The organism is Microbacterium meiriae, assembly GCF_040686935.1.
GTDB classification, from domain to species: Bacteria; Actinomycetota; Actinomycetes; order Actinomycetales; family Microbacteriaceae; genus Microbacterium; species Microbacterium meiriae.
Genome location: NZ_JBFBMF010000003.1, coordinates 12,485 through 37,026, shown reverse-complemented (window position 1 = coordinate 37,026; position 24,542 = coordinate 12,485). Strand labels below are relative to the sequence as shown.

Here is a 24,542-nt window from a genome sequence, read left to right as displayed (position 1 = left end):
AGACCCGCCTCGCGCAGAGGTGACAACCGCGCCGCGCAGGTAATATTGTCGCGACAAACGAAGGAGAGCAGAGGATGGCGACAACCGACGGAGTATGGCCCGACCACCTCTTCCTCGACCTCGACAGAACGGGGCCCATCCCCCTGTACTTCCAGGTGTCCAGTCGCCTGGAAGCCGCGATCCGATCCGGCGAGATCCCGCCGGGCGCCCGCCTGGAGAACGAGATCGCGATCGGCGAGCGTCTTGGGTTGTCGCGTCCGACCATCCGCCGCGCCATCCAGGAGCTGGTCGACCGCGGATTGCTCGTGCGCCGACGCGGCATCGGCACGCAGGTCGTGCAGGGACAGGTCACCCGTCAGGTCGAGCTGACGAGTCTGTACGACGATCTCCAGGGTTCCCAGCACAACCCCGGTACCACCGTGCTGCTGCACGAACTCACGCCGGCCCCGGAGAACGTGGCCGATCACCTCGGCCTCGCCGTGGGTACGGAGGTGCTGCACATCCGCCGCCGTCGCACATCCGACGACAACCCCGTGGCCATCCTCGAGAACTGGTTCCCCGCCGACGTGGCCGAGATCACTCGCGAGCAGCTCGAGGAGCAGGGCCTGTATCAGCTCCTCCGCGGGCGCGGCGTGACGATCCGCGTCGCCAAGCAGAGGATCGGCGCGCGCCGCGCGCACGACGACGAAGGCAAGCTCCTCGACATCGACCGCGACGGCCCCGTGCTGCAGATGGAGCGCACGTCGTTCGACGGCGCCGGCCGCGCCATCGAGTTCGGCGTCCACATCTACCGCCCCGACCTCTACAGCTTCGAGACGACGCTCGTCGCGAAGTAGGGCGAGTCGGCGAGGTGATGTCGCGCGGTGGCGCAGCATCCGCCGCATCGGAGGTCAGCGCAGCAGCCGCCGACGGCGCGCCCACCAGGCTGCGGCCCAGGCTCCGCCGGCGACGACGAGGACGAGCATGACGACGACGACGTCGGGCACCGCCCGTGTCACGTCATAGACCCACCCTTCAAGCCGCATCTGTTGCGTCGTCCCGAGGACACCCCCCAGGGACGACGTGCCCTCCGTGACGAGGAGCAGCACACCCAACGCCATCGTCAGCACACCGCCGACAAGCCCGGTCCAGGTGTTCCGCCATCGCCCGAGGCGTAGTTCGCGGGGCCGGACCAGCCGGCGAACGAATGGCAGACGGCCCCATACCAACGCCAGGACCAGCAACGGCAATGCCATGCCTGCGGCGAACACCATGAGGATGATCCCGCCGTACACGGCGTTACCGCCGAGGGCCGCGACCGTCAGCACGGCTCCGAGCAGCGGCCCGGCGCAGACGCCGGCGAGGCCGTACACGGTTCCGAGTGCGTAGACCGAGGCGGGCGACGTGTTGCGCAGGCCGGCGCCGCCGCGGAGGAACGGGATCGGGACGTTGGCGGCCATCGCTGCACCGAGCACGATGACGATGATGGCGGCGACCGTCACGAACGTGACGCGATGCTCGTTGACGAAAGCGCCCAGGGTGCCGGCGAGGACGCCCAGCGGGACGAGTGTGGTGATGAGCCCCAGGTAGAACACGCCGGTTCGTGAGAGCAACCGCGTGGGGCTGGAGAAGGCGTAGGAGAAGAACGCCGGCAGAAGCATCACCGAGCACGGGCTGAGGAGCGTGAGCACTCCACCGACCAGGGCGCCGAGAATGCCGATCTCCACCGGCTACTCTGCCTTCTCGAGCGCCTGGTCGAGGAAATCTCGGAAGACCGAGAGCGGCTGAGCCCCGGAGAGAGCGGTGTCGCCGGCGACGAAGAAGGGCACCGCGTTCACGCCGAGGCGCTGAGCGTCCGTTGTGCTCTGCTGCGCCGCCTCACGCAAGGCGGGGTCGTCCAGGTCGGCGGTGAACTGCGCGAGATCGGGAACCCCAGCGGCCTCCGCGAAGGAGATGAGCTTCTCCCGTGGGAGATCGGGGTGATCGTTCTCCGGTGCCGCCTCGTACACGACATCGAGGTACTCGAAGAACTTCCCCTGCGTGCCCGCTGCGCGAGCGGCGACAGCTGCGTTCTCAGACTGCTCTCCGAAGAACGACACATCGCGAACCTCGAGGCGGACGAGTCCCTTGTCGACGTACTCGTCGATGATGGCGGGGATCGTCTCGCGGTGCACCGCAGCGCAGTACGGGCATCTCATGTCGGTCCATTGCACGAGAGCAACCGGGGCATCGATATCGCCGACAGCGGCGTAGTCGTCCTCCTCGCGGCTGGCGATCTCCGAGGCCGAGGACGTAGCGGAGGCGGAGGGCTCGGGGTGCGCCACCGCTTCGCCTCCGTTCGCGAGTGGGGCGATGACCGCCAGACCGAGGAGCACGCACAGGATCGCGAGACCGACGGTCAGCCGCTTGTAGAAGGTGAGCTTGGATTCGAGTCCGCTACGGGAGGGCCGGGCGCTGTCGGTCATGGATCTAGGATACAACTGACATGCAAGACCGCCCGTCTGTGACCCGATGCGACTTGTACCCTGGGAGTCGGCGAAAGAGGGAGCATGACCGACGGAGACCTGAGCGCGTCCGCTCGCGCATACGCGGCGATCCGCGACTCCATCCTCGACGGCACGCACGCGCCCGGCGAGATGGTGGGCGAAGCGAACCTCGCCGCGGCCATCGGGGTGAGTCGCACCCCGGTGCGAGCCGCGCTCGCGCGCCTGCAAGACGAGGGATGGATCGTGATCTATCCCAAGCGCGGAGCCATCGTGCAAGGGCTCTCCGAACGCGCGATCGCCGAACTGGGAGATGCCCGTCTGATTCTCGAGTCGACGTCGGTCGGACGTGCTCCCGCGGCGTCCCGCGAGCGTCTCGCCGACGCGATGGCCGCGTCCATCGAGCGGCAACGCGCCGCTTTCGCGGCCGGTGACGTGCGCGAGTTCATCGAACTGACACTGCGGTTCCACCGCGGATTCGTCGAAGCGGGTGGCAATACGGTTCTCCTGGACCTCTATGACCGGATGTCCGACCGTCAGCGTTTCGTTCTCTTCCAGGCGGGTGACCGTCTCCTCGGACGATGCGAGGAGATCATCTCCGAGCACCAGGCCTTGACGGACCTGCTGCGATCCGGAGACGCCGCGGCGTTCGCCGCAGCGCTTCGCGATCACATCGCCGAGACCGGCGTGAAGCCGCTGTCGTCGTTCGGGTTCGACGGCATCACGACGTTCCCGCCGGCCTCGACCGCCTAGGGGCTCAGACCGCGTCGTAGATGCGGATCTCCGGCTGCGCTGTGAGCAGCGGGGAGAGGCCTCCGACGACATCCGAGGTGAACAGGTCGGACGAGAGGTAGTCCTCGGCGTGGGCGACCGTGTCGAAACCGTGGAGCACCTGCACGTCCTCGTCGCGGACGAGAAGATCCTTGCTCGTGGCGCCCGGAACCGTGGTGAGGAACGGCTGCTTGTACTGGCTGTAGACCGCCGCTGCCGCAGCCCGGTTGCTGTCGTCGATCTGGAGGGTGATCTCGAGGTAGGCCATTCTGTTCTCCTTCATCAGTGCGAGCGCAGGGATGTCTCGCGTCGACGACCGACGCTACGGGCGACGGAACGACATCAGTAGGTCAGGATCGTTGATGCGCCCATAGCGGGTGGTTATACCCCCGCGGGGGTCGAGTGGTGGCGAAGCAGCGCTTCGCTCGTCATACGCTCAGCAATGACGCGCGACTCTCACCCTCATCTAGGATGCATGTTGTGTGCGAGTAGCATTCTATGCCTGCGCACCTTCCCACGGCCCCACTCCGCACACCAGATAAGGAGCCTCATGACCACCGCTCACGCACCCGCAGCGGGGACGTTCGCGCTCGGCGGCCCGGTCCAGCGGCGCACGATGGTCGTACTCATCGTCATGCAGATCATCGGTACCGTCGGCGTCGGCGTCGCCCCCTCCATCGGGGTCCTCCTCGCAGGCGAAGTCACCGACAACGAAGCCTGGGCCGGTCTCGCTCGCAGTGCGAGCACTCTGGGAGCGGCATTCCTCGGCATACCCCTGGGGAATCTGGCAGCCCGATTCGGCCGTCGCGTCGCACTGTCCAGCGGATGGTTCATCGCCGCGGTCGGCGCGGCGCTTCTGGTGTGGGCTGCACAGCTCAGCCTCGTCGTGCCGCTGTTCATCGGACTGCTCCTCATCGGCTCGGGATCCGCCGTCAGCCTGCAGGCGAGGTTCGCGGCCACCGACCTCGCCGAGCCGCACCAGAAGGCGAAGTCTCTCGCCCTCGTGGTATGGGTGGGGACCATCGGATCCGTGCTCGGACCGAACCTCGGCGTGCCCGGTGAGATCATCAGCGTCCACACCGGACTGACCGTGTACGCCAGCGCCTTCCTCATCACCGCCCTGTGCTTGGCCGTGGCCGGACTCATCGTCTTCGCGATGCTGCGCCCGGACCCCCTCTTGCTCCTCCAGGCGAACACGCCGACGATCCCGCGCGCCGGAGTGCGGAAGGGCCGGATCCGACGGGTCCTCGACGAGTTGCGGGTCAACCGCCGCGCTCGATACGCGGTACTCGCCATCCTCACCGCGCAGGTCGTCATGGTCGCCATCATGACGATGACCCCGGTGCACGTCGCTCACCACGGCGGCTCCATCACCATCATCGGTATCACCATCAGCCTGCACATCGCCGGCATGTACGCCCTCGCCCCCGTCGTCGGCATCATCGCCGACCGATTCGGCCATCGCGAAGCCATCATCATCGGCATCGCGATCCTCGCGGCGTCACTTGTCATCGCCGCTCTGGTGCCGGACGACACTGTCGGCATCATCTTGTCCCTGATCCTGCTCGGCGTCGGGTGGTCGTTCGTCAACGTCGCCGGTTCCGCACTCTTCAGCTCCGTCATCTCCGACGAGACACGCGCGTCGTCTCAAGGTGGCGTCGACGCGCTGTCGAATCTGTGCGCTGCGGTCGCGGCTTTCGGCGCCGGTCCGCTGCTGGCGGTCAGCAGCTTCCCCATGCTCGCGGCCGTGGCGATGGTCCTGCTGCTTCCCCTCGCGCTGCTCACCTTCACGCAGGGAAAGGACATGTTCCTCGAGTCATGACGAAAGCCGCACGAAAGGACCGCACATGACGACATCCACGACCATCCGGATCCACACCGAAGGCGGCGCCCTTGTCCCGGAACAGGTGGCCGTCGAGGTCCCGAGCGACGGATGGGTCCGCGTCCGCGTCCATGCCAGCGGCATCTGCGGCGCTGACGTTCGAACCGCACTCGCGTCTGAGGCCCGCGGGCCTGTCACCCCGGGCCATGAGGTCGCGGGAGTGGTCGAAGAACTGGGGCGTGATGTCGAGGGCTGGAGCGTCGGCGACCGCGTCTCCGTCGGATGGTTCGGTGGTAGCTGCGGTACCTGCAGCGCATGCCTGGCCGGCGACGTCGTCCACTGCCCTGCGCGAAAGGTACCCGGCATCTCGTATCCGGGCGGGTGGGCAGAGACCGTCACCGTTCCGGCACACGCCCTCGCCCGCATCCCCGACGGGATGACCTTCGAGCAGGCCGCGCCGCTGGGATGTGCGGGCGTCACCGTGTTCAATGCACTGAAGACCGTTCCTCTCCTCCCTGGGAGTCCCGTCGCTGTTTTCGGGATCGGCGGTCTCGGGCATCTCGCCGTACAGTACGCCGCAGCTCTCGGCTATGAGGTGACCGCCATAGCGCGAGGAGCCGAGCGCGCACAGTCTGCTCGGACTCTTGGTGCGAGTGCCTTCATCGACAGCGCTGTTCACGAACCGGGGCGAACACTCTCCGACCGGGGCGGCGTCGCCCACATCATCAGCACCTCGTCGAGCACCGCGCCCATCGCGGAGCTGCTGCGCGGGCTTCGACCCCACGGCACTCTCACCGTCATCGGCGCCGATGCCGGAGCCATCTCCATCCCCGCCGGTCAGCTCGTGATGAACGCGCTCTCGATACGCGGCCACCTCACCGGCTCGCCGCGAGACATCGAAACCGTGATGCGATTCGCGCAGGATACGAACACCCACCCTCGAATCGAGGTGCTCCGACTCGAAGAGGCCGCGGAGGGGCTCCGCCGAGTGAGAGACGGCGAAGCGCGTTTCCGAGTGGTGCTGAATGCGAGCGAGACGCGATGAACCAGGGACGTCGGGACGTCATCGTCGTCGGCGCCGGGTTCGCCGGTCTGACAGCGGCGTCTCAGATCATCGCCGCGGGCCGCTCCGTCATCGTCCTCGAAGCGAGAGCTCGCCCTGGCGGGCGTGCACATACGCTGCAGACGCGCCAGGGATCGATCGATCTCGGCGCCACCTGGTTCTGGCCGAATGAAGAGGATGTCGCCGAGGCGCTTCGCAGCGCTGGGGAGGCATTCTTCTCTCAGTTCAGTGCGGGCTCAGCGATACTTGAAGCAGAAGAGTTCGGCCTGCGGCGGCTGCCCAGCAACGCTCTGAACAGCGGGGCGTTGCGATTCGCTCGGGGCGCCGGGCACCTCGCCGAAAGGCTCGCGACGACCCTGCCCGCACGATCTCTGGCCTTCGAGCAGGCGGTGAGACGCATCGACGTGAAGCGGAACGGAGTCCGGGTCCGTACGGATTCCGACGTCTTCAGCGGCGCGCAGGTGATCATCGCGCTGCCTCCGGCGCTGGCGGAGGAGAGCATCCCATTCTCCCCGCCCCTCCCCCTCGATATCACCTTGACCGCTCGGGCGACGCCGGTGTGGATGGGGCGCACCATCAAAGCGATCGCCGTTTACGAATCGCCGTTCTGGACGCAACGGGGGTTCGCAGGCGCAGCCTTGAGCAGCGTCGGCCCGTTTCGAGAGTTCCACGACCACAGCGGCGAGCGCGGCGCACCGGCGGCGCTGTTCGGCTTCGCACCCTCCGAGCAGTTCCACGGACATGACCCGCTGGAGATTGCGGAGATCTTCCGTTCTCAGTTGGTGCGGCTCTTCGGCTCAGAAGCGGGTTCCCCCGTGGACACGTACCTCATCGACTGGAGTGACGAGGAGTTCACCTCCCCGCGCCAACCGCCGTTCAGCGCCCCGTCCGCGAATTTCGGTCACGACAGCTACCAAGGACCGACGTTCGGCCGAGTGCACTGGGCTTCCACGGAAACGTCAACGGAGTTCGCTGGCCATATCGAAGGGGCGATACGCGCAGGTACCCGCGCCGCGCACAACGCAGTCACCGCCTTGGCGTCGCGGAGCGTGCCACATGGTCCTTGATGATGCTGATCACACTCGTCACAACCGCCGCTAGGGCGAGAATGAGCACAACGGTGAGGGAGAAGGGGTTCATGGGGACGCCCTGATACTCGGCGAGGATGACCACGCCTGCAGCACCGACACCGGGTACCCAGAGCCACCGGCGGGTTCCGAACTGCCCATACAGGATCGCCCCCGCGATGAGACAGACAAGGGCAAGCATCGTGGCACCACTGCAGGGGCCACCATAGGTTCCCGGCCCACACATGTATTGAAAATCAGGTGATGCGGTCTGACACGGATGGATCTTCCGGGTGCGATGGGTATGCTCACGCCATGGAACCCGCTCCGCTAGCCGACCACGGTCCGCAGGAGAAGGGTGCGAGCCGGCGCCGCAGGATCCGGACCAGCCTGATCGTCGCCGTGGCCCTTCTCATCGTGTTCTACGTCGCACGGCTGGGATGGCTGTTCATGATGGCGGACGAAGGCCCCACTCCTCCCCTGTCGGCTGTTCCACTCCCTGCCGGCACGCAGGTGGTCAGCGAGAGCAAGCACTGCGGAAGCGGGGGCTGCTCGGTGACGTTCACCGTTCGCCCGCCCGACGGCATGACCCCGGAACAACTCGCCGAGGAGATGGGGGCGACGCCGCAACTGTCAGTGCCTGGAGACCTGTGGGATCCACGCACCGTGTGGGTGTCCGCGCGACCGTCAGCGGGCGCCTTGAAACTCGTCGCCGACTACACATCGGGCGAGTACGTGCCGTAGACCGACCGTTATGCGGTGTCGTTATGAACAATCGCTTTCGGCGGCGCTGCGCTGCGCCTCGTTGCTCCGGCCTCCCGATCAAACTTGGACAGTTCCGCGCTCTGCGCACATGTACTGGTTAAGAACGTTTCCGAGGAGGCAAGATGAACGACGAAGAGCTGGAAGCGCGCCTTCGCGAAGCGGCACCGCACGTCGCCGTGCCGATCAACCTTGCCGAGCGACGTGCGGCTCTCTTCGGACGAGCCCGTAAGCGCCGGGGTCGTGCTCGTGTCAGCATCACCAGCGCGATCATCTCGCTGGCACTGATCGGCGGCGGGACGATCGCTGTTGCCGGAGGCGACCACATGACACCGTGGGGATGGATGGCCGACAACTCGTTCACGATAGAGCGACCCACCGGCGGGAATTGCTTCGTCGGCATACGCGTCAAGTGGGATGGCGTACCCGAAGATGACCCTATGGTTCAGGACGCGAAGTCCATCCTCAACTCCATCGATCTGGAGAGCCTCGACATTGCTGAAGCCCTCGCGGAAGCGCGCGCGACCAATGACACCGCGCCGGAGGTCAGCAAGCAGACCTCGGACGAGATGCGGATGCAGGCGATGGTCACGGTCGCAGCGCACGCCACCTTCGACGAGCTCATCGCTCGCGGATATGAGATGCGCCCCGGACACGAGGTCTCGATCTCTTCCGAGGGCACTGCATGCCGATGACATCCGATGAGAAGCCTGGTCGACGCCTCGAAAGTGCTTTGGTCGCGAACGAAGCGGATCTCTTCCGCTACTTCCGCCGACGCATGGCAAGTTCGGCGGAGGCCGATGACGTCTACGGGGAATTCCTCCTCGCAGCATGGGGAAGCCGACGAAGAACTCCCGAGTCTGCAGAAGACGCCCGGCTGTGGCTTTTCGGGGTCGCGCGGAACGTTCTGATGAACGCCACTCGGGCAACCATCCGTCGCAAGAGCGCAGGCGACCGACTCGCATCGTCCGCTCATGACGAACCTCTACCGGTCGAGCTGGACGCTGTGCTGGATGTTCGGGCGGCGGTGGCTTCACTCGACCCTGACGCCGCCGAACTGATTCGATTGATCTACTGGGACGGACTGCGCTCCCACGAGGCCGCGCAGATACTCGGCATCAATCCCTCAACCGCGCGCTCCCGACTCGCAGAGGCGAAACGACGCTTGCGGGTCGCCCTGGACCCTGACGACACCTCCACAAACGCGACGCGCCAACGCCGAGCAGAGAGCAAACGATGACGTACAGAGCTATTGATCCAGCGAGCAGAGGCCTGCAATAGTGATCGCGAAACGCAAGCGCCAACTTACGGCGTACCTTTCAACGCTCCTGGTCCTTGGTCTCGCGATGACCACCTTCGGCACTCTGTTGCCGCTCGGAGGCGGCCTAGCTATCGCCAGCCTTGGCTCGGCATCGACCGGTGCTGGTCTCGTTCTGATCGGGATCAGAATGACGATGTCGGAGCGCTAACAACGCCGCCAGTTCCTCCACCCGCGCTGCGGGCCTGCGGCGACTCCGGCCAGCCCGAGGGGCGGGTCGGCCGGAGTCGGACGCATTACTCTGCGTGCGTCCTGCCGCGCAGGACTCAGAAGTCCCAGTCGTCGTCTTCCGTGGCCTCGGCCTTGCCGATGACGTAGGACGAGCCCGAGCCGGAGAAGAAGTCGTGGTTCTCGTCCGCGTTCGGGGAGAGCGCCGACAGGATCGCCGGGTTCACGTTGGTGACGCTGGAGGGGAACATCGCCTCGTAGCCCAGGTTCATCAGGGCCTTGTTGGCGTTGTAGTGCAGGAACTTCTTGACGTCCTCGGTCAGCCCGACGCCGTCGTAGAGGTCCTGCGTGTACTGCACCTCGTTGTCGTAGAGCTCGTAGAGCAGGGAGAACGTGTAGTCCTTGAGCTCGTCCTTGCGCGCCTGGTCGGCCGTCTCGAGTCCGCGCTGGAACTTGTAGCCGATGTAGTACCCGTGCACGGCCTCGTCGCGGATGATGAGGCGGATGAGGTCGGCCGTGTTCGTCAGCTTCGCCTTCGAGGACCAGTAGATCGGCAGGTAGAAGCCCGAGTAGAACAGGAACGACTCCAGCAGCGTGGAGGCGACCTTGCGCTTGAGGGGGTCGTCTCCCTGGTAGTAGTCCATGATGATCTGCGCCTTCTTCTGAAGGTTCGCATTCTCCGTGGACCAGCGGAACGCCTCGTCGATCTCCTTCGTCGACGCGAGCGTCGAGAAGATCGAGGAGTAGCTCTTCGCGTGCACCGACTCCATGAACGCGATGTTCGTGTAGACGGCCTCCTCGTGAGGCGTGATCGCGTCGGGGATCAGCGACACCGCGCCGACGGTGCCCTGGATCGTGTCGAGGAGCGTGAGGCCCGTGAACACCCGCATGGTGAGCAGCTGCTCGTCGGGGGTGAGCGTGTTCCACGACTGCACGTCGTTCGACAGCGGCACCTTCTCCGGCAGCCAGAAGTTGTTCACCAGACGGTTCCAGACCTCGAGGTCCTTGTCGTCCTGGATGCGGTTCCAGTTGATCGCCTGCACGCTGGAGACCAGCTTGAGCGGGGAGTGAGGAGTCATTCTTGTCCTAGTTCCTGGGTCACTGAGCCTGTCGAAGTGTCAGAGCATGCACGAGACGCACTCGGTCATGTCGGTGCCCTCGAGCGCCAGCTGACGCAGACGGATGTAGTAGATCGTCTTGATGCCCTTGCGCCATGCGTAGATCTGGGCCTTGTTGATGTCACGCGTGGTGGCGGTGTCCTTGAAGAACAGCGTCAGCGACAGACCCTGGTCGACGTGCTGCGTGGCCGCGGCGTACGTGTCGATGACCTTCTCGTAGCCGATCTCGTACGCGTCCTGGTAGTACTCCAGGTTGTCGTTCGTCATGAACGCCGCCGGGTAGTAGACGCGACCGAGCTTGCCTTCCTTGCGGATCTCGATCTTCGAGGCGATCGGGTGGATCGAGGAGGTCGAGTTGTTGATGTAGGAGATCGAGCCCGTCGGCGGCACGGCCTGCAGGTTCTGGTTGTAGATGCCGTGCTCCTGGATCGACGCCTTGAGCTGGACCCAGTCCTCCTGTGTCGGGATGTGCTTGCCCGCGAAGAGCTCCTTGACCTTCTCGGTCTCCGGGACCCAGGCGCGGTCGATGTACTTGTCGAAGAACTCGCCGGACGCGTAGGTGGAGTCGGCGAACCCGTCGAACGTCGTGCCGCGCTCGATCGCGAGCTGGTTCGAGGCGCGCAGCGCGTGGAACAGCACGGTGTAGAAGTAGATGTTCGTGAAGTCGACACCCTCCTCCGAGCCGTAGAACACGTGCTCGCGGGCGAGGTAGCCATGCAGGTTCATCTGGCCGAGGCCGATCGCGTGCGACCGGTCGTTGCCGTCCTCGATCGAGCGGACCGAGCCGATGTGGCTCTGGTCGCTGACCGCGGTGAGCGCGCGGATCGCGGTCTCGACCGTCTGGCCGAGGTCGTCGGCGTCCATCGACAGCGCGATGTTCATCGAGCCGAGGTTGCAGGAGATGTCCTTGCCGATCTCCTTGTACGACAGGTCGTCGTTGTAGGTGGTCGGCGTGTTCACCTGCAGGATCTCGCTGCAGAGGTTGGACATGTTGATGCGCCCCTTGATGGGGTTGGCCTTGTTGACCGTGTCCTCGAACATGACGTACGGGTAGCCGGACTCGAACTGGATCTCGGCGACGGTCTGGAAGAACTCGCGCGCGTTGATCTTGGTCTTCTTGATGCGCGGGTCGTCGACCATCTCGCGGTACTTCTCGGTGACCGAGATGTCGCCGAACGGGACGCCGTAGACCTTCTCCACGTCGTACGGCGAGAACAGGTACATGTCCTCGTCGTTCTTGGCGAGCTCGAACGTGATGTCCGGCACCACGACACCGAGCGACAGCGTCTTGATGCGGATCTTCTCGTCGGCGTTCTCGCGCTTGGTGTCGAGGAAGCGCATGATGTCGGGGTGGTGGGCGTTGAGGTACACCGCACCCGCACCCTGACGCGCGCCGAGCTGGTTGGCGTAGCTGAAGCTGTCTTCGAGGAGCTTCATGACGGGGATGATGCCCGAGGACTGGTTCTCGATCTGCTTGATCGGGGCACCCGACTCGCGGATGTTCGACAGCAGCAGGGCCACGCCGCCGCCGCGCTTGGAGAGCTGCAGCGCGGAGTTGATGCCGCGGGCGATCGACTCCATGTTGTCCTCGATGCGCAGCAGGAAGCAGCTGACGAGCTCGCCGCGCTGGGCCTTGCCCGCGTTGAGGAAGGTCGGGGTGGCCGGCTGGAAGCGACCGGAGATGATCTCCTCGACGAGGTTCACGGCGAGCTTCTCGTCGCCGTCCGCGAGGGCGAGCGCGGTCATCACGACGCGGTCCTCGAAGCGCTCGAGGTAGCGCTTGCCGTCGAAGGTCTTCAGCGTGTAGCTCGTGTAGTACTTGAACGCGCCGAGGAACGTCTCGAAGCGGAACTTCTTCGAGTAGGCGAGGTCGTTGAGCTTCTGCACGAAGTCGAACGAGTACTTCTCGATAACGGCGCCCTCGTAGTACTCCTTCTCCACGAGGTAGTCCAGGCGCTCCTTGAGCGAGTGGAAGAACACCGTGTTCTGGTTCACGTGCTGCAGGAAGTACTCCCGGGCGGCGCGCTTGTCGGCGTCGAACTGGATCTTCCCGTTCGCGTCGTACAGGTTCAGCATCGCGTTGAGGGCGTGGTAGTCCAGACCCTCGTATGCGGGGTTCACCTTGAATGCCACTGTCTCGGTCACCGAAGATTCCACCGTCGTTCCAATCCGTCGCTCACGCGATCCACGTCGTCCTGTGTGCCGAAGATCTCGAGCCGATACAAGTGAGGCACGTGGCACTTGCGGCTGATGATGTCGCCGGCGAGGCAGAACGCGTCGCCGAAGTTGGTGTTGCCCGCGGAGATGACCCCGCGGATGTGACGCCGGTTGCGCTCGTCGTTGAGGAACCGGATCACCTGCTTGGGCACGGCCCCCTTCTCGACCCCGCGCCCGGCACCCCCGCCGTAGGTCGGGGTGACCAGCACGAAGGGCTCGTCGATGACGAGGTCCTCTTCGGTCCGGTGGAGGGGGATGCGTCGGGCGGGAAGCCCGAGCTTCTCGATGAAGCGCGCGGTGTTACCCGACACGCTCGAGAAGTAGACCAGGAGCGGCGCTGCGGTCGCGACGGCGCTCATAGCTCTCTCCTTGGGTTCCTGAGCCTGTCGAAGGGCCGGGTCGGTGAGCCTGTCGGACTACGCCAGGCGGGACGCGAGCTCGTCGATCTTGTCGGGACGGAAGCCCGACCAGTGGTCCTCGTCGGTGACGACGACGGGCGCCTGCATGTAGCCGAGCGCCTTGACCTGCTCCAGCGCCGTCGGGTCCTCCGACAGGTCGTGGATCTCGTACTCGATGCCCTTGGCATCCAGGGCACGGTAGGTCGCGTTGCACTGGACGCAGGAAGGCTTGGTGTACACCGTGATCGACATCTGAACCCCTCAAATCTCTGGTTTCTCCGGCAGACCCCCGCCGGGATCTCAATACTACATATAGGGACGGACATTCGGTGCGACCACAAGGGGTAGTAGTTACATCCGTGTAGTTTTTCCACCGCTCTCTACAGATACAACACAGGTTGTCCACCGTTTCTTCCACAGGCGGACCCCCTCTCCCCGGGTCGGGGACCCGCGGGAAATCGCGGCTGGGAGGAGCCTGGGAGAGATCCATCCACAGGCGGCACCTTACGAGGGGCTTCGGACATCCCCAGGCCTGTGGAATTCGCCCGTCGGCGTGTCCACGGCGTGTCGCGGCGTGTCCATCACCGGCCCATCGCACCGACGTCCCCGCCGCCCGGTACCGTTGTCGGGTGGCGGGCTATCGGGATCTTCTTCGCACGCCGGGAGTGGGCCGCATGATCGCCGCCCAGCTCACCGCGCGCTTCCCCAACGGGATGATGTCCTTGGCGATCCTGCTGCACGTCGAGCAGCAGACCGGATCGTACGCATCGGCGGGTCTCGTGCTCGCCGCGACCAGTGTCGGCCAAGCGGTCGCCGGCCCCATCACCAGCCGGTGGATGGGCGCCTGGGGCATGCGACGCGTGCTGACCCTCACCTTGTCCGTCTGCGTCATCGCGGTACTCGGCCTGGGACTGCTGCCCCTCTCGGTCCCCGGCTACATGGCTCTGGGCATGATCGCCGGCCTCTCGACGCCGCCGGTGCAGGCGGCCGTCCGCACCATCTACCCCAAGCTCGTGAACGCCGGTCAGCTCACCCCGCTGTTCTCCCTCGACGCGTCCCTGCAGGAGATCATCTGGGTGCTGGCGCCGGTCGTCATCACGCTCGTCTCCACCCAGGTCGGCACCATGGAGGGCCTGCTCCTGGTGGCGATCGTCCTCGTCGCCGGCGGTGCGTGGTTCATCCTCTCCCCCGAGGTCGGCCGCGTGCGCATCCCGCGCAGCCGCAACGCGCTGGGCAAGGTCGTGCTCAAGCCGCCCGTGCTCCTCGCGACCGTCATCGGATTCCTGCTCATCGGCGCCTGCTCCGCGGTCGAGGTCGGCGTGGTCGCGACGTTCGAGCACGGCAGCCTCGCGGCGGGTCTCGTCCTCGCGGTCTTCTCCGCCGGCAGCCTGGCCGGCGGCCTCGCCTTCGGCCACATCCCGATCGGCCCCTGGGCGATGGCGCGCCGCCTGCTCATCGTCACGGTGGGCCTCGCCCTCACGATGGTCATGCTCAACGTCTACTGGCTGGGCGGCACGCTCATCCTCGCCGGCATCGGCATCGCCCCCGCCCTCGCGGTGCTGTTCGCCATCACCACGGCCAGCGTGAAGTTCAGCGAGACCGCCGAGGCCTTCGGCTGGGCGGGCACCGGGCAGCTCATCGGCGCCGCGGCCGGATCGGCGGTCGCAGGCTTCCTCGTCGACGTCGGCGACTGGCGCGGTGCGTACCTGGCCGCCACCATCTTCGCGGCGGTCGGACTGCTCGTCTCCATCGTGTTCGTGCGGTCCTTCCCCGATCTGCGTCACCGCGACGCCAGCCCCCATCCCGACACCGAGCCCCTGGCGGTCACCCCCTCATGAGCCCCTCCGTCCCGTCCTCCTCCCCCGCGATCGTGTGCGTCGGCGAGTCGATGGCCCTGATCACGCCGACCGGCGCCGACCTCGCGACCGCTGACACCGCGTCGATCACCCACGCGGGTGCGGAGGCGAACGTCGCCGTCGGCGTCGCGGCAGCGGGCCATCGGGCCGTCTGGGCCTCTCGTCTCGGCGACGATCCTCTCGGCCGCCGCCTCTCCGCAGAGCTGGAGCAGCGTCGCGTCGAACTCTGGACCGAGGTCGACGCGGAGGCGCCGACCGGAGTGATGTTCAAGGATCCCGGCGTGGAGTCCTCGGCGGTCTACTACTACCGCCGCGGCTCGGCCGCCTCGCGCATGGCACCCGGGTTCCTGTCGCCGACGCAGCTCGCCGGCGTCCGTATCGTGCACACCACGGGCATCACCCCGGCGCTGTCCGCGACCTGCCTGGCGATGGTCGACCGGCTGTTCGCGGACGCGCGCACCGCCGGAGCCGTCGTCTCCTTCGATGTGAACGACCGCCGGGCGCTGTGGAGCCCCGAGGAGGCGGCCGCGACCCTCGCGCGCCTGGCCGACGCCGCCGACATCGCCTTCGTCGGCCGCGACGAGGCCGAGCGCATCTGGGGCACCGCGACGGCCGCGGAGATCCGCGCGCACCTTCCGCACTGCGGTCTGCTCGTCGTCAAGGACGGCGACGTCGGCGCCACGGCCTTCGCCGGTGACGCGGACCCGGTCTTCGTGCCCGCGCCGACCGTGGACGTGGTGGAGCCCGTCGGTGCGGGGGACGCCTTCGCCTCCGGGTTCCTGGCCGCGACGCTCGACGGCGCCGACCTCGAGACCCGCCTGGCCGCAGGACACGAGGCCGCAGCGCGAGTGCTCCGCATCGCGGCCGACCTGCCGCCCCTGGAGCCGGCGCGCTGACTCCGCCCGCCGCGTCCTGGCGCGGTCGTAGGCTGGTGCCATGCCCGCTCCCGTCACCCTTCCCCGCCTGAGCTGGGGCGATCCCGCGGCGGGGCGGCGCGCCCTTCTCGTGCACGGTCTCGGCTCGTCCGGCGCACTCATGTGGCGGCTCGGCGATGCTCTCGCGGCGGCCGGTTGGCACGCGACGGCGGTGGACCTGCGCGGCCACGGTGACGCCCCGCGGGCCCTCGACTACTCCGTCGCGGCGTATGCCGCGGATCTCGTCGCGACGCGGCCTGCCGGGTCGAGCGCCTGGGACGCCGTCGTCGGGCACTCGCTCGGCGGGGCGGCCGGTACGGTGGCCGCCGCCGACGACACGGGCTGGACGCACCGCCTGGTCCTCATCGACCCCGCGATCCACATCGTCCAGCGGGATGCCGCCATCGTCCGCCACAGCCAGGAACGCGCCTTCGCCGACAACCGCCTCGACGCCGTGCGGCAGGAGCATCCGCACTGGCACCCGCAGGACCAGGAGCTCAAGGTCGACGCCGTCCGGCGGGCGAGTGCGTGGGCGGTCGAGCAGACCAGCGCCCAGAATCAGCCGTGGGACGTCCGCGGACACGCGGCCCGCCTGACCGTGCCCACGCACGTGATCGGCGGCGACCCCGCCGTCTACAGCATCTTCGCCGGAGCCCTCGCCGACGAGGTGCTCGCGAGCAACCCCCGCATCTCCCTGTCGGTCGTGGCCGGCGCCGGCCACTCGGTGCATCGCGACCGCCCGGAGGAATCGATCCGACAGCTCCTGGAGGCTCTGGCATGAACGACTTCGACCCGACGGCGTATCTCCCCGACGACCTGCTCGACCGCATCCGCGAACGCGCGCCGATCCACGACCGGGAGAACACCTTCCCCCAGGCCGACCTCGACGAGCTCCGCGCAGCCGGCTACCTGTCCATCCTCGTGCCCCGGGAGCGCGGCGGCGCGGGACTCGGCCTGGAGCAGGCGGCCGTCCTCCAGCAGCGGCTCGCCGGCGCCGCGCCCGCAACGGCCCTGGCGATCAACATGCACCTGGTCTGGACCGGCGTGGCCAAGGTCTTCTCGGATCGCGGGGTCCCCGGTCTCGAGTTCGTGCAGGACGGCGCCGTGGCCGGAGAGGTCTTCGCGTTCGGCATCAGCGAGGGCGGCAACGACCTCGTGCTGTTCGGGAGCGACACGGCGGCGGCCCCGGACGGCGACGGCGGCTACGCCTTCACCGGCACCAAGATCTTCACCTCGCTCGCCCCCGTGTGGACGAAGCTCGGGCTGCACGGCCTCGACACCACGAGCCCGGACGCGCCGAAGCTCGTGTTCGCCTTCGTCGACCGCACCTCCGCGGTCACCACTGCGGATGACTGGGACACCCTCGGCATGCGGGGCACACAGAGCCGGACCACGCGGCTCGACGGCGCCGTCGCGGATGCGGCGCACGTGGTGCGGCGCATCGACCCGGGACCCAGCCCGGACCCGATCGTCTTCGGCATCTTCTCCGTCTTCGAGATCCTCCTCGCCTCCGTCTACACCGGCATCGCGCGCCGGGTCCTCGAGCTGGCCGTGGCGACGGCGCACCGACGTCGCTCCAAGAAGAACGGCACCGCATACAGCCAGGATCCGGACATCCGCTGGCGCATCGCCGACATGGCCCTCGCCTACGACGCGCTCCCGCCGCAGATCGCCGCCCTCGCCCGCGACGTGGATGAGCGCGCGGACCGCGGCGCCGGCTGGATCCCCGCGCTCTCGGGAGTCAAGCACCGGGCGGTGACGATGGCCAAGCAGGTGGTCGACGAGTCGATGTTGGTGGCCGGTGGCGGCTCGTACTTCTCCGGCAATGAGCTCTCCCGGCTGTACCGCGACGTCCTCGCCGGGGCGTTCCACCCCTCCGACCCCGAGTCGGCGCACGCCACAGCGGCGAGCGCCTGGCTCGGCCCGATCGAGGCCTGATCGGCGCACGCGGACCCCGTTGTCCGCGATCGTCCGCAGTGCCAGGATCGCACCATGGCACCGTCGAAGAAGGACCACACCCTCGACGCGATCTCCAAGACCATCGTCGAGATGCTGCAGGAGGACGGCCGCCGCTCGTACTCCGAGATCGGCCGCATCGTGGGGCTGAGCGAGGCCGCCGTCCGCCAGCGGGTGCAGCGCCTCACGGAGTCGGGCATCATGCAGATCGTCGCGGTGACGGATCCGATGCTGCTCGGCTTCCACCGGCAGGCGATGGTGGGCGTCAAGGTCGCCGGCGACGCGCGGGGCGTGGCCGAGGCGATCGCCGCCATCGACGAGGTCGACTACGTCGTGATCACGGTCGGATCGTTCGATGTGCTCGTCGAGGCGGTGTGCGAGGACGACGATCATCTGCTGGCGCTCGTCAACGACCGCATCCGTCCGATCCAGGGCGTGGTGTCGACGGAGACCTTCATCTACGCGAAGCTCCAGAAGCAGCAGTTCGCCTGGGGCACACGCTGACCGTCCCGCTCAGAGCGGCGCCGGCGTATCACCACGGCGGGCGAGCAGGGCGAGGTGCAGGGCGGCGAGAGTCTCCCCGTCGTCCAGATCCGCGCCCAGCAGGTCGCCGATGAGCGCGAGGCGCTGATAGAACACCGAGCGGGAGAGGTGGCTCGCGGCCGCCGCGGCGGAGCGGTTGCCCGGGTGCGCCACGAGAGCGGCGAGCACGGCGAGCAGATCGCCTCGGCGATCCCTGTCGTGACGCACGAGCGGATCCAGCATCTGCTCGCTGTGCGCCTGGAGTCGCCGATCGTCGCGCAGGGCGGACACGAGGCGCTCGAGCGGCCGGTCGGCGACGCGGCGGACCGCCGGCACGTCACCCCCGGACGGCCGCGCGGCGAGGTCAAGCGCGGCACGGGTCGAGGCCAGGAGTCCGAGCACGCCTTCGGCGCTCGGACCGAGGATCGCGGGCGCACCGCCGGAGAGGTGGCGGACGGCCGCATCGGACAGGGCGCCGACGCCGGTCGCGACGAGCAGCACCACGTCGGCGCCGCGCCGCGAGCCCACCGCAGCCAGACCGGCCGCACGCGCACGGGCGACCAGCCGGTCCGATGCCTCGTCGGTGCGGAACACGAGCCCGGTGCCGGTGGTGCCCGCGAGATCCAGCCCGAGCCGCCGGAGCCGGACCTCGACATCCTCCTCACGGGCGAAGCGCGCGCCGAGGAGATCCTCGATGAGGCTGCGGTGCGCGAGCACGGTCCACGCGCCTTCCCCGTCGGCGAGGCAACCGAAGGCGAGGGCGGTCGCCCCCAGCTCCAAGACGGTGGCGCGACCGGCGGGATGCGGTGGACGATCCGCCGCGATGAGCCAGCCCCAGCGCACACCGCGCGCCTGCACCGGCACACGGTCACCGCCATCCGGGCCGGGCGGACGGAGAGCCTGGCCGACCGGAACGCGGAGAGCTTCGACGGCGACGACCTCTCCTGCCAGGTTCTCGAGGTGGACGGGGACGTCGAGCGCACGGGCGACCTCCGACACGATGAGGTCGGCCGGTGCGCCACGGAGGCTGAGGGCGGTGAAGAGATCATGCAGACGCTGCCGTTCGCGGAGCGCCGCGGTCTGCGCTTCGATCAGCGCCCGGTGCACGGCCTCGGTCACCGCGACGAACTTCACCTCCACCGCGAGCGCGACGAGGGCGAGACCGGCGGCGGCGCAGGCCTCGATGACCGCGTCCGGGACGCGGGACATCCGCGGGCCGAGTTCGATCACGATGCCCGAGACCCCGATCGCCGCCAGCTCCGCCACGAGCACGCGCAGTGCTGCGGTGCCGGTCGGCCAGGCGGCGCCGGTCGTGAGCAGCAGCTCGCCGCCGTCGAGCAGGCGGGCGACGGCGGCGCTGTCTGAGGCGTGGACCCACCGCACCCCGGCCTCCAGTGCCGGGCCCCCGACGAGGACGGTCGGCGCCCCCTCCTGCACCGCGGGGAGCGCGAGCACGTCCCCGACGCGCAGCACCGAGGGCGATCGATCCGGACGATCTGTCCGATCCACCGAGAAGTCCTGACGCTCTGCCACTCCGCACCTGCTCCGTTTCCTGTCAGCATGGGCCGAGCCCCAGCGTAGCGACCCTCGGTCAGAGTGTGCGACACGCGAACCCCTCTGCGAAGGAGCCCCCGTGGACATCGTCCGTCATCTCATCAACGGCACCGAGACGGCCGCTGCGGCGCGCCGCGGCCCCGTCTTCGACCCGGCCACAGGAGCCGTCACGAAGGAGGTCGCGTTCGCCTCGGCCACCGAGGTCGACGCCGCCGTGGACGCCGCTGCCGCCGCGCTGCCGGCGTGGCGGGAGACGAGCCTCATCAAGCGCGCCGACGTGTTCTTCCGGCTCCGTCAGCTCCTCAAGGAACGGACGGACGAGCTGGCGGCGATCGTCACGTCCGAGCACGGCAAGGTCCTGTCCGACGCGGCCGGCGAGGTGTCCCGGGGCATCGAGAACGTCGAGTTCGCGGCCGGCCTCGTACATCTGCTCAAGGGCGAGCGCAGCGAGCAGGTCGCCCGCGGGGTCGACGTGCACTCCGTCAAGCAGCCGGTCGGGGTGGTCGCCGCCATCACCCCGTTCAACTTCCCGGTCATGGTGCCGCTGTGGATGGTCGCCTCAGCCATCGCCTGCGGCAACACCGTCGTCCTCAAGCCCAGTGAGAAGGATCCGTCCGCCGCGGTGTGGCTCGCACGGCTGTTCCACGAGGCGGGCCTGCCGGACGGCGTCCTCAACGTCGTGCACGGCGACCGGGAGGCCGTCGACGCGCTTCTCGACTCCCCGCGGGTGCAGGCGGTGAGCTTCGTCGGATCGACGCCCATCGCCCGGGCGATCTACCAGCGGGCGTCTGCCGCGGGGAAGCGCGTCCAAGCGCTCGGTGGCGCGAAGAACCACATGGTCGTGATGCCCGACGCCGACATCGACGCGGCCGCCGACGCCGCCGTCTCCGCAGCGTACGGCTCCGCGGGCGAACGCTGCATGGCGGTGTCCGTGCTCGTGGCCGTGGGCGACATCGCCGACGACCTCGTCGCCGCGATCGCCCGCCGCATCGACGGCCTCTCGATCGGCCCCGGCACGGACCCGGCGAGCGCGATGGGCCCGCTCATCACCGCGGAGCACCGTGACCGGGTCGCCTCCTACGTCACAGAGGCCCCCGGGGAGGGCGCCACGGTCGTCGTCGACGGCACCACGAAGCGGTTCGACGGCGACGGCTTCTTCCTCGGGGTGAGTCTGATCGACGACGTCACGCCCGGCATGCGCGTCTACGACGACGAGATCTTCGGCCCGGTCCTGTCCGTCGTGCGCGTGGGCTCCTACGCGGAGGCGGTCGCGTTGGTCAACGCGAACGCCTACGGCAACGGGACCGCCATCTTCACGCGCGACGGCGGGACGGCACGGCAGTACGAGTTCGACATCGAGGTCGGCATGGTGGGCGTCAACGTCCCGATCCCGGTGCCCATCGGCGCCTACTCGTTCGGCGGGTGGAAGGACTCTCTCTTCGGCGACGCGCACATCTACGGCCCGGAGTCCGTGCACTTCTACACGCGGTCGAAGGTCGTGACGACGCGGTGGCCAGACCACACTCCGTCGCAGATCGACCTCGGCTTCCCGAGCAACCACTGACGAGGAGCGATCACGATGACGACCTTCACCGACCGCCACGGACTCTCCTCCCCCCTCCCCGCCCCGGACGCCGAGGCGCAGGTGCGCGCCGACGACCGCGCCCACGTCTTCCACTCCTGGAGCGCGCAGGCGCTGATCGACCCGCTACCGGTCGCCACCGGTCGGGGCTCGACGTTCTGGGACTACGAGGGCACCGCCTACCTCGACTTCTCCAGCCAGCTCGTGAACCTCAACCTCGGCCACCAGCACCCGGACCTCGTCGCCGCGATCCAGCAGCAGGCCGGGCGGCTCGCGACCATCCAGCCGTCGATGGCCAACGATGTGCGCGGTGAGCTCGCCCGCCTCATCGCCGAGGTCGCTCCCGACGGATTCGAGAAGGTGTTCTTCACGAACGGCGGCGCGGAGGCGAACGAGTACGCCGTGCGCATGGCACGGCAGGCCACGGGCCGCCGGAAGGTGCTGTCGATGTACCGCAGCTACCACGGCTCCACCGCGACCGCGATCTCCCTCACCGGCGACCCGCGCCGCTGGGCGAACGACGTCACGGACACCGGGGCCGTGCGGTTCTTCGGACCGTATCTCTACCGCTCCCCGTTCCACAGCGAGACGCTCGAGCAGGAGACGGAGCGCGCCCTCGCGCATCTGGAGCAGACCATCCAGCTCGAGGGACCGCAGACGATCGCCGCGATCATCGTCGAGACGGTGGTCGGCACCAACGGCGTGCTGCTTCCGCCGCCCGGCTATCTGCCCGGGGTGCGCGCGCTCTGCGATCGCTACGGGATCGTCTTCATCGCGGACGAGGTGATGGTGGGGTTCGGCCGGCTCGGCGAGTGGTTCGGGATCGATGCCTTCGACGCTCGCCCCGACCTGATCACCTTCGCGAAGGGCGTGAACTCGGGCTACGTCCCCCTCGGCGGCGTCGTGATCTCCGACCGCATCGCCGCGGCCTTCGACACCGTCCCGTTCGCGGGCGGACTGACGTACTCCGGGCACCCTCTCGCCTGCGCGGCCGGTGTGGCCACGTTCGAGGTGTTCCGCCGCGACGGCATCCTGGAACGGGTGCGCGACCTCGGCGAGCGGATCGTCGGTCCGACCCTGCGCTCGTGGGCGCGGTCGCATCCGAGCGTGGGCGAGGTGCGCGGCCGCGGCCTGTTCTGGGCGGTGGAGCTCGTGCGGGATCAGCAGACCAGGGAGCCGCTGGTGCCGTTCAACGCGACCGGTGCCGACGCCGCACCGATGACGGCGTTCGCAGCCGCCGCGAAGCGGGCAGGGGTGTGGCCCTTCACGCACTTCCACCGCGTGCACATCGCCCCGCCGCTGGTGATCGAGGAGGCGGAGCTGGTGCGGGGACTGGCCGGGATCGAGGAGGCACTGGCGGTCGCCGACGATATCGCCGCCGGCTGAGCGGCCGGCGGCGCCCGCCTACTTGCGGTCGAAGTCGAACGCCTTGAGGAGCTCGCCGACGGCCTTGTCGCGTTCGTCGCCGCCGTCCTCGAACATGTGGGTGACGTGGGTGCGCAGGTGGTTCTCCAACAGCAGACGGTTGAGCGACTCGAGGGAGCGCTGGATCGCGCGGGACTGCGTGATGATGTCCATGCAGTACTCCTCGTTCTCGATCATCCGCGCGACGCCGCGCATCTGACCCTCGAGGATGCTGGTGCGGTGCAGAGCGCGCTTCTTGATGTCTTCGATCACGTATCGAGGCTACTCGCCCCGTGAAAGGATGACGTCATGCCGCGAACACCCACGACGCTGCTCTCCGTCGCCGACCAGGAGCGTCGGCGCGCGCTGCGGCGGATGAAGGCCGTCGCGCTCGGCGCTCTCATCTTCATGGCGCTCGCCTTCATCGTCGCGTTCGCGTTCCAGGAGCGGGTCGGCTGGCTCGCCTACGTGCGAGCCGCGGCGGAAGGCGGCATGGTCGGCGCGCTGGCAGACTGGTTCGCGGTGACGGCGCTGTTCCGCCGTCCGCTCGGCCTGCCCATCCCGCACACCGCGATCATCCCGAACCGCAAGGACGAGATCGGCCGCACGCTGGGCGAGTTCGTGGAGACGAACTTCCTCGCCGCCGACGTCGTGCGCACCAAGCTGACCAGCACCGCGATCGCCCTCCGCGCCGGCGAGTGGCTCCGCGAGACCCCGCATGCCGAGCGGGTCGCTGTCGAGGGCGCGACGGTCGCGACGGCGGTGCTGAACGCGCTGAGCGACGACGACGTGCGCGACCTCCTCGCCGACCTCGCCCGCGAGCACCTCGTCGCACCGGAGTGGGGGCCGCCCGCCGGGGCGTGGCTGGAGAAGATCGTCGACGCGGAAGCGCACCACGGCGCCGTCGACCTCGCGGTGGACAGCATCGGGCGGTGGCTCGACGCGAACGCCACATCCTTCGCCGGGCTCGTCTCCCGACGACTCCCCGGGTGGATGCCGAAGATCGCGCACCGCCTGATCGACGACACGGTGTACAACGAGGCGGTCAAGTTCGTCCGCGCCGTGCAGGCCGATCCGCGGCATCCGGCCCGCCTCGCGATCGACGGGTACCTGTCCCGCCTCGCTGACGCTCTGCAGAACGACCCCGCGACGCGCGAGAAACTGGAGAACGCCAAGGCCGCGCTCTTCGACAGCCCGCGCGTCGGTGCCCTCGCCGCGGAGGCCTGGAACACCGCCAAGAACGGACTCCTCACCTCCCTCGCCGATCCGGAGAGCGGGCTGCGGCGCCGCGCGGTGCAGGCGCTCCAGGAGGTCGGCGAGCGGCTCACGACCGACGCCGCCCTGCAGCGCCGGGTCGACACGTGGGTCTCCGATGCGGCCGTCTTCCTCGTGGACCGGTACCGGCACGACATCGCCTCGATCATCACCGACACCGTGGAGCGCTGGGACCCCGCCGAGACCACCGAGAAGATCGAGCTCATGGTCGGCCGCGACCTGCAGTACATCCGTCTGAACGGCACCGTCGTCGGCGCCCTCGCCGGCCTTGCGATCTTCACCGTCGCCCACGCCCTGATCCCGGGAGTCTGAC

General features: G+C 68.2%; 25 protein-coding genes. 16 read left to right on the top strand and 9 right to left on the bottom strand.

The genetic code is table 11. The annotated features are described in order from the left end of the window. Positions 1-74: 74 nt before the first annotated feature. A complete protein-coding gene (locus AB0P08_RS10020) occupies positions 75-836 on the top strand; it encodes a GntR family transcriptional regulator (protein WP_363589755.1) in 762 nt (253 codons plus the stop codon). A 54-nt stretch (positions 837-890) separates the two neighbouring features. Here the strand turns inward: AB0P08_RS10020 and AB0P08_RS10015 are convergent, their stop codons facing one another. Continuing rightward, complete coding sequence (locus AB0P08_RS10015) at positions 891-1,706, bottom strand: cytochrome c biogenesis CcdA family protein (RefSeq protein WP_363589753.1); 816 nt, start codon at positions 1,704-1,706, stop codon at positions 891-893. A 3-nt stretch (positions 1,707-1,709) separates the two neighbouring features. Then, positions 1,710-2,444, bottom strand: coding sequence for a DsbA family protein (locus AB0P08_RS10010; protein ID WP_363589751.1), 735 nt, complete (start codon positions 2,442-2,444; stop codon positions 1,710-1,712). An 84-nt stretch (positions 2,445-2,528) separates the two neighbouring features. Between AB0P08_RS10010 and AB0P08_RS10005 the strand changes: the two genes are divergently transcribed. Continuing rightward, positions 2,529-3,215, top strand: coding sequence for a GntR family transcriptional regulator (locus tag AB0P08_RS10005; protein ID WP_363589749.1), 687 nt, complete (start codon positions 2,529-2,531; stop codon positions 3,213-3,215). A gap of 4 nt (positions 3,216-3,219) precedes the next feature. Here the strand turns inward: AB0P08_RS10005 and AB0P08_RS10000 are convergent, their stop codons facing one another. Next, positions 3,220-3,501: a hypothetical protein gene (locus AB0P08_RS10000; protein ID WP_363589747.1), complete on the bottom strand. Its 282-nt coding sequence runs from the start codon at positions 3,499-3,501 to the stop codon at positions 3,220-3,222. 282 nt (positions 3,502-3,783) lie between these two features. On the opposite strand from AB0P08_RS10000, the gene AB0P08_RS09995 reads away from it, so the two are divergent. From AB0P08_RS09995 to AB0P08_RS09970, 6 genes are all read left to right on the top strand, one after another. Next, positions 3,784-5,055 (top strand): MFS transporter, encoded by a 1,272-nt coding sequence (locus AB0P08_RS09995; protein ID WP_363589745.1) that lies wholly within the window; start codon positions 3,784-3,786, stop codon positions 5,053-5,055. A 25-nt stretch (positions 5,056-5,080) separates the two neighbouring features. Beyond that, entirely contained in the window at positions 5,081-6,100 is a 1,020-nt protein-coding gene (locus tag AB0P08_RS09990) for an alcohol dehydrogenase catalytic domain-containing protein (RefSeq protein WP_363589743.1), read from the top strand. Next, positions 6,097-7,185, top strand: a complete 1,089-nt coding sequence (locus AB0P08_RS09985) for a flavin monoamine oxidase family protein (RefSeq protein WP_363589741.1) — start codon at positions 6,097-6,099, stop codon at positions 7,183-7,185. Before AB0P08_RS09990 ends, AB0P08_RS09985 begins: the two co-directional genes overlap by 4 nt. Positions 7,186-7,500: 315 nt before the next feature. Then, positions 7,501-7,929: a hypothetical protein gene (locus AB0P08_RS09980; protein ID WP_363589739.1), complete on the top strand. Its 429-nt coding sequence runs from the start codon at positions 7,501-7,503 to the stop codon at positions 7,927-7,929. Between the two features lie 143 nt (positions 7,930-8,072). After that, positions 8,073-8,642, top strand: a complete 570-nt coding sequence (locus AB0P08_RS09975) for a hypothetical protein (protein ID WP_363589737.1) — start codon at positions 8,073-8,075, stop codon at positions 8,640-8,642. After that, the gene (locus tag AB0P08_RS09970) at positions 8,633-9,187 is read left to right on the top strand and encodes an RNA polymerase sigma factor (protein ID WP_363589735.1); all 555 of its coding nucleotides are present in this window, start codon (positions 8,633-8,635) and stop codon (positions 9,185-9,187) included. The genes AB0P08_RS09975 and AB0P08_RS09970 overlap by 10 nt, the downstream gene beginning before the upstream one ends. Positions 9,188-9,531: 344 nt before the next feature. Here AB0P08_RS09970 and nrdF read toward each other — a convergent pair whose 3' ends face one another. The 4 genes from nrdF to nrdH are packed head-to-tail and all read right to left on the bottom strand — an operon-like array spanning position 9,532 to position 13,418. Then, positions 9,532-10,512 carry a class 1b ribonucleoside-diphosphate reductase subunit beta gene (gene nrdF, locus AB0P08_RS09965; protein ID WP_060922463.1) on the bottom strand — a complete coding sequence of 327 codons (981 nt, stop codon included), beginning with the start codon at positions 10,510-10,512 and terminating at the stop codon, positions 9,532-9,534. Positions 10,513-10,551: 39 nt separating this feature from the next. Next, positions 10,552-12,696, bottom strand: coding sequence for a class 1b ribonucleoside-diphosphate reductase subunit alpha (gene nrdE, locus AB0P08_RS09960; RefSeq protein WP_060922464.1), 2,145 nt, complete (start codon positions 12,694-12,696; stop codon positions 10,552-10,554). Beyond that, on the bottom strand, positions 12,693-13,127 hold the full coding sequence (gene nrdI, locus AB0P08_RS09955; protein WP_363589733.1) for a class Ib ribonucleoside-diphosphate reductase assembly flavoprotein NrdI: 435 nt from the start codon (positions 13,125-13,127) through the stop codon (positions 12,693-12,695). The genes nrdE and nrdI overlap by 4 nt, the downstream gene beginning before the upstream one ends. Before the next feature lie 57 nt (positions 13,128-13,184). Beyond that, the gene (nrdH, locus tag AB0P08_RS09950; protein ID WP_017202656.1) at positions 13,185-13,418 is read right to left on the bottom strand and encodes a glutaredoxin-like protein NrdH; all 234 of its coding nucleotides are present in this window, start codon (positions 13,416-13,418) and stop codon (positions 13,185-13,187) included. 422 nt (positions 13,419-13,840) lie between these two features. On the opposite strand from nrdH, the gene AB0P08_RS09945 reads away from it, so the two are divergent. From AB0P08_RS09945 to AB0P08_RS09925, 5 genes are read left to right on the top strand one after another with little or no spacing between them, the layout of a single operon-like run. Beyond that, positions 13,841-15,004, top strand: a complete 1,164-nt coding sequence (locus AB0P08_RS09945) for an MFS transporter (protein WP_363589731.1) — start codon at positions 13,841-13,843, stop codon at positions 15,002-15,004. Further along, positions 15,001-15,918 carry a sugar kinase gene (locus AB0P08_RS09940; RefSeq protein WP_363589729.1) on the top strand — a complete coding sequence of 306 codons (918 nt, stop codon included), beginning with the start codon at positions 15,001-15,003 and terminating at the stop codon, positions 15,916-15,918. The genes AB0P08_RS09945 and AB0P08_RS09940 overlap by 4 nt, the downstream gene beginning before the upstream one ends. A 40-nt stretch (positions 15,919-15,958) precedes the next feature. Then, complete coding sequence (locus AB0P08_RS09935; RefSeq protein ID WP_268776578.1) at positions 15,959-16,717, top strand: alpha/beta fold hydrolase; 759 nt, start codon at positions 15,959-15,961, stop codon at positions 16,715-16,717. Then, complete coding sequence (locus AB0P08_RS09930; protein ID WP_363589727.1) at positions 16,714-17,874, top strand: acyl-CoA dehydrogenase family protein; 1,161 nt, start codon at positions 16,714-16,716, stop codon at positions 17,872-17,874. The genes AB0P08_RS09935 and AB0P08_RS09930 overlap by 4 nt, the downstream gene beginning before the upstream one ends. 54 nt (positions 17,875-17,928) lie before the next feature. Continuing rightward, complete coding sequence (locus AB0P08_RS09925; protein ID WP_363589725.1) at positions 17,929-18,396, top strand: Lrp/AsnC family transcriptional regulator; 468 nt, start codon at positions 17,929-17,931, stop codon at positions 18,394-18,396. A gap of 9 nt (positions 18,397-18,405) precedes the next feature. Here the strand turns inward: AB0P08_RS09925 and AB0P08_RS09920 are convergent, their stop codons facing one another. Next, entirely contained in the window at positions 18,406-19,923 is a 1,518-nt protein-coding gene (locus AB0P08_RS09920; RefSeq protein WP_363589723.1) for a PucR family transcriptional regulator, read from the bottom strand. A gap of 124 nt (positions 19,924-20,047) precedes the next feature. On the opposite strand from AB0P08_RS09920, the gene AB0P08_RS09915 reads away from it, so the two are divergent. Both AB0P08_RS09915 and AB0P08_RS09910 read left to right on the top strand, forming a co-directional pair. Further along, complete coding sequence (locus AB0P08_RS09915) at positions 20,048-21,532, top strand: CoA-acylating methylmalonate-semialdehyde dehydrogenase (RefSeq protein WP_363589721.1); 1,485 nt, start codon at positions 20,048-20,050, stop codon at positions 21,530-21,532. A gap of 15 nt (positions 21,533-21,547) precedes the next feature. Beyond that, positions 21,548-22,936, top strand: a complete 1,389-nt coding sequence (locus AB0P08_RS09910) for an aspartate aminotransferase family protein (protein ID WP_363589719.1) — start codon at positions 21,548-21,550, stop codon at positions 22,934-22,936. 18 nt (positions 22,937-22,954) lie between these two features. On the opposite strand, the gene AB0P08_RS09905 is transcribed toward AB0P08_RS09910, so the two are convergent. Further along, complete coding sequence (locus tag AB0P08_RS09905) at positions 22,955-23,227, bottom strand: metal-sensitive transcriptional regulator (protein WP_363589717.1); 273 nt, start codon at positions 23,225-23,227, stop codon at positions 22,955-22,957. 36 nt (positions 23,228-23,263) lie between these two features. Here AB0P08_RS09905 and AB0P08_RS09900 point away from each other — a divergent pair, with 36 nt between their 5' ends. After that, positions 23,264-24,541 (top strand): DUF445 domain-containing protein, encoded by a 1,278-nt coding sequence (locus AB0P08_RS09900; protein ID WP_363589715.1) that lies wholly within the window; start codon positions 23,264-23,266, stop codon positions 24,539-24,541. Position 24,542 lies beyond the last annotated feature (1 nt).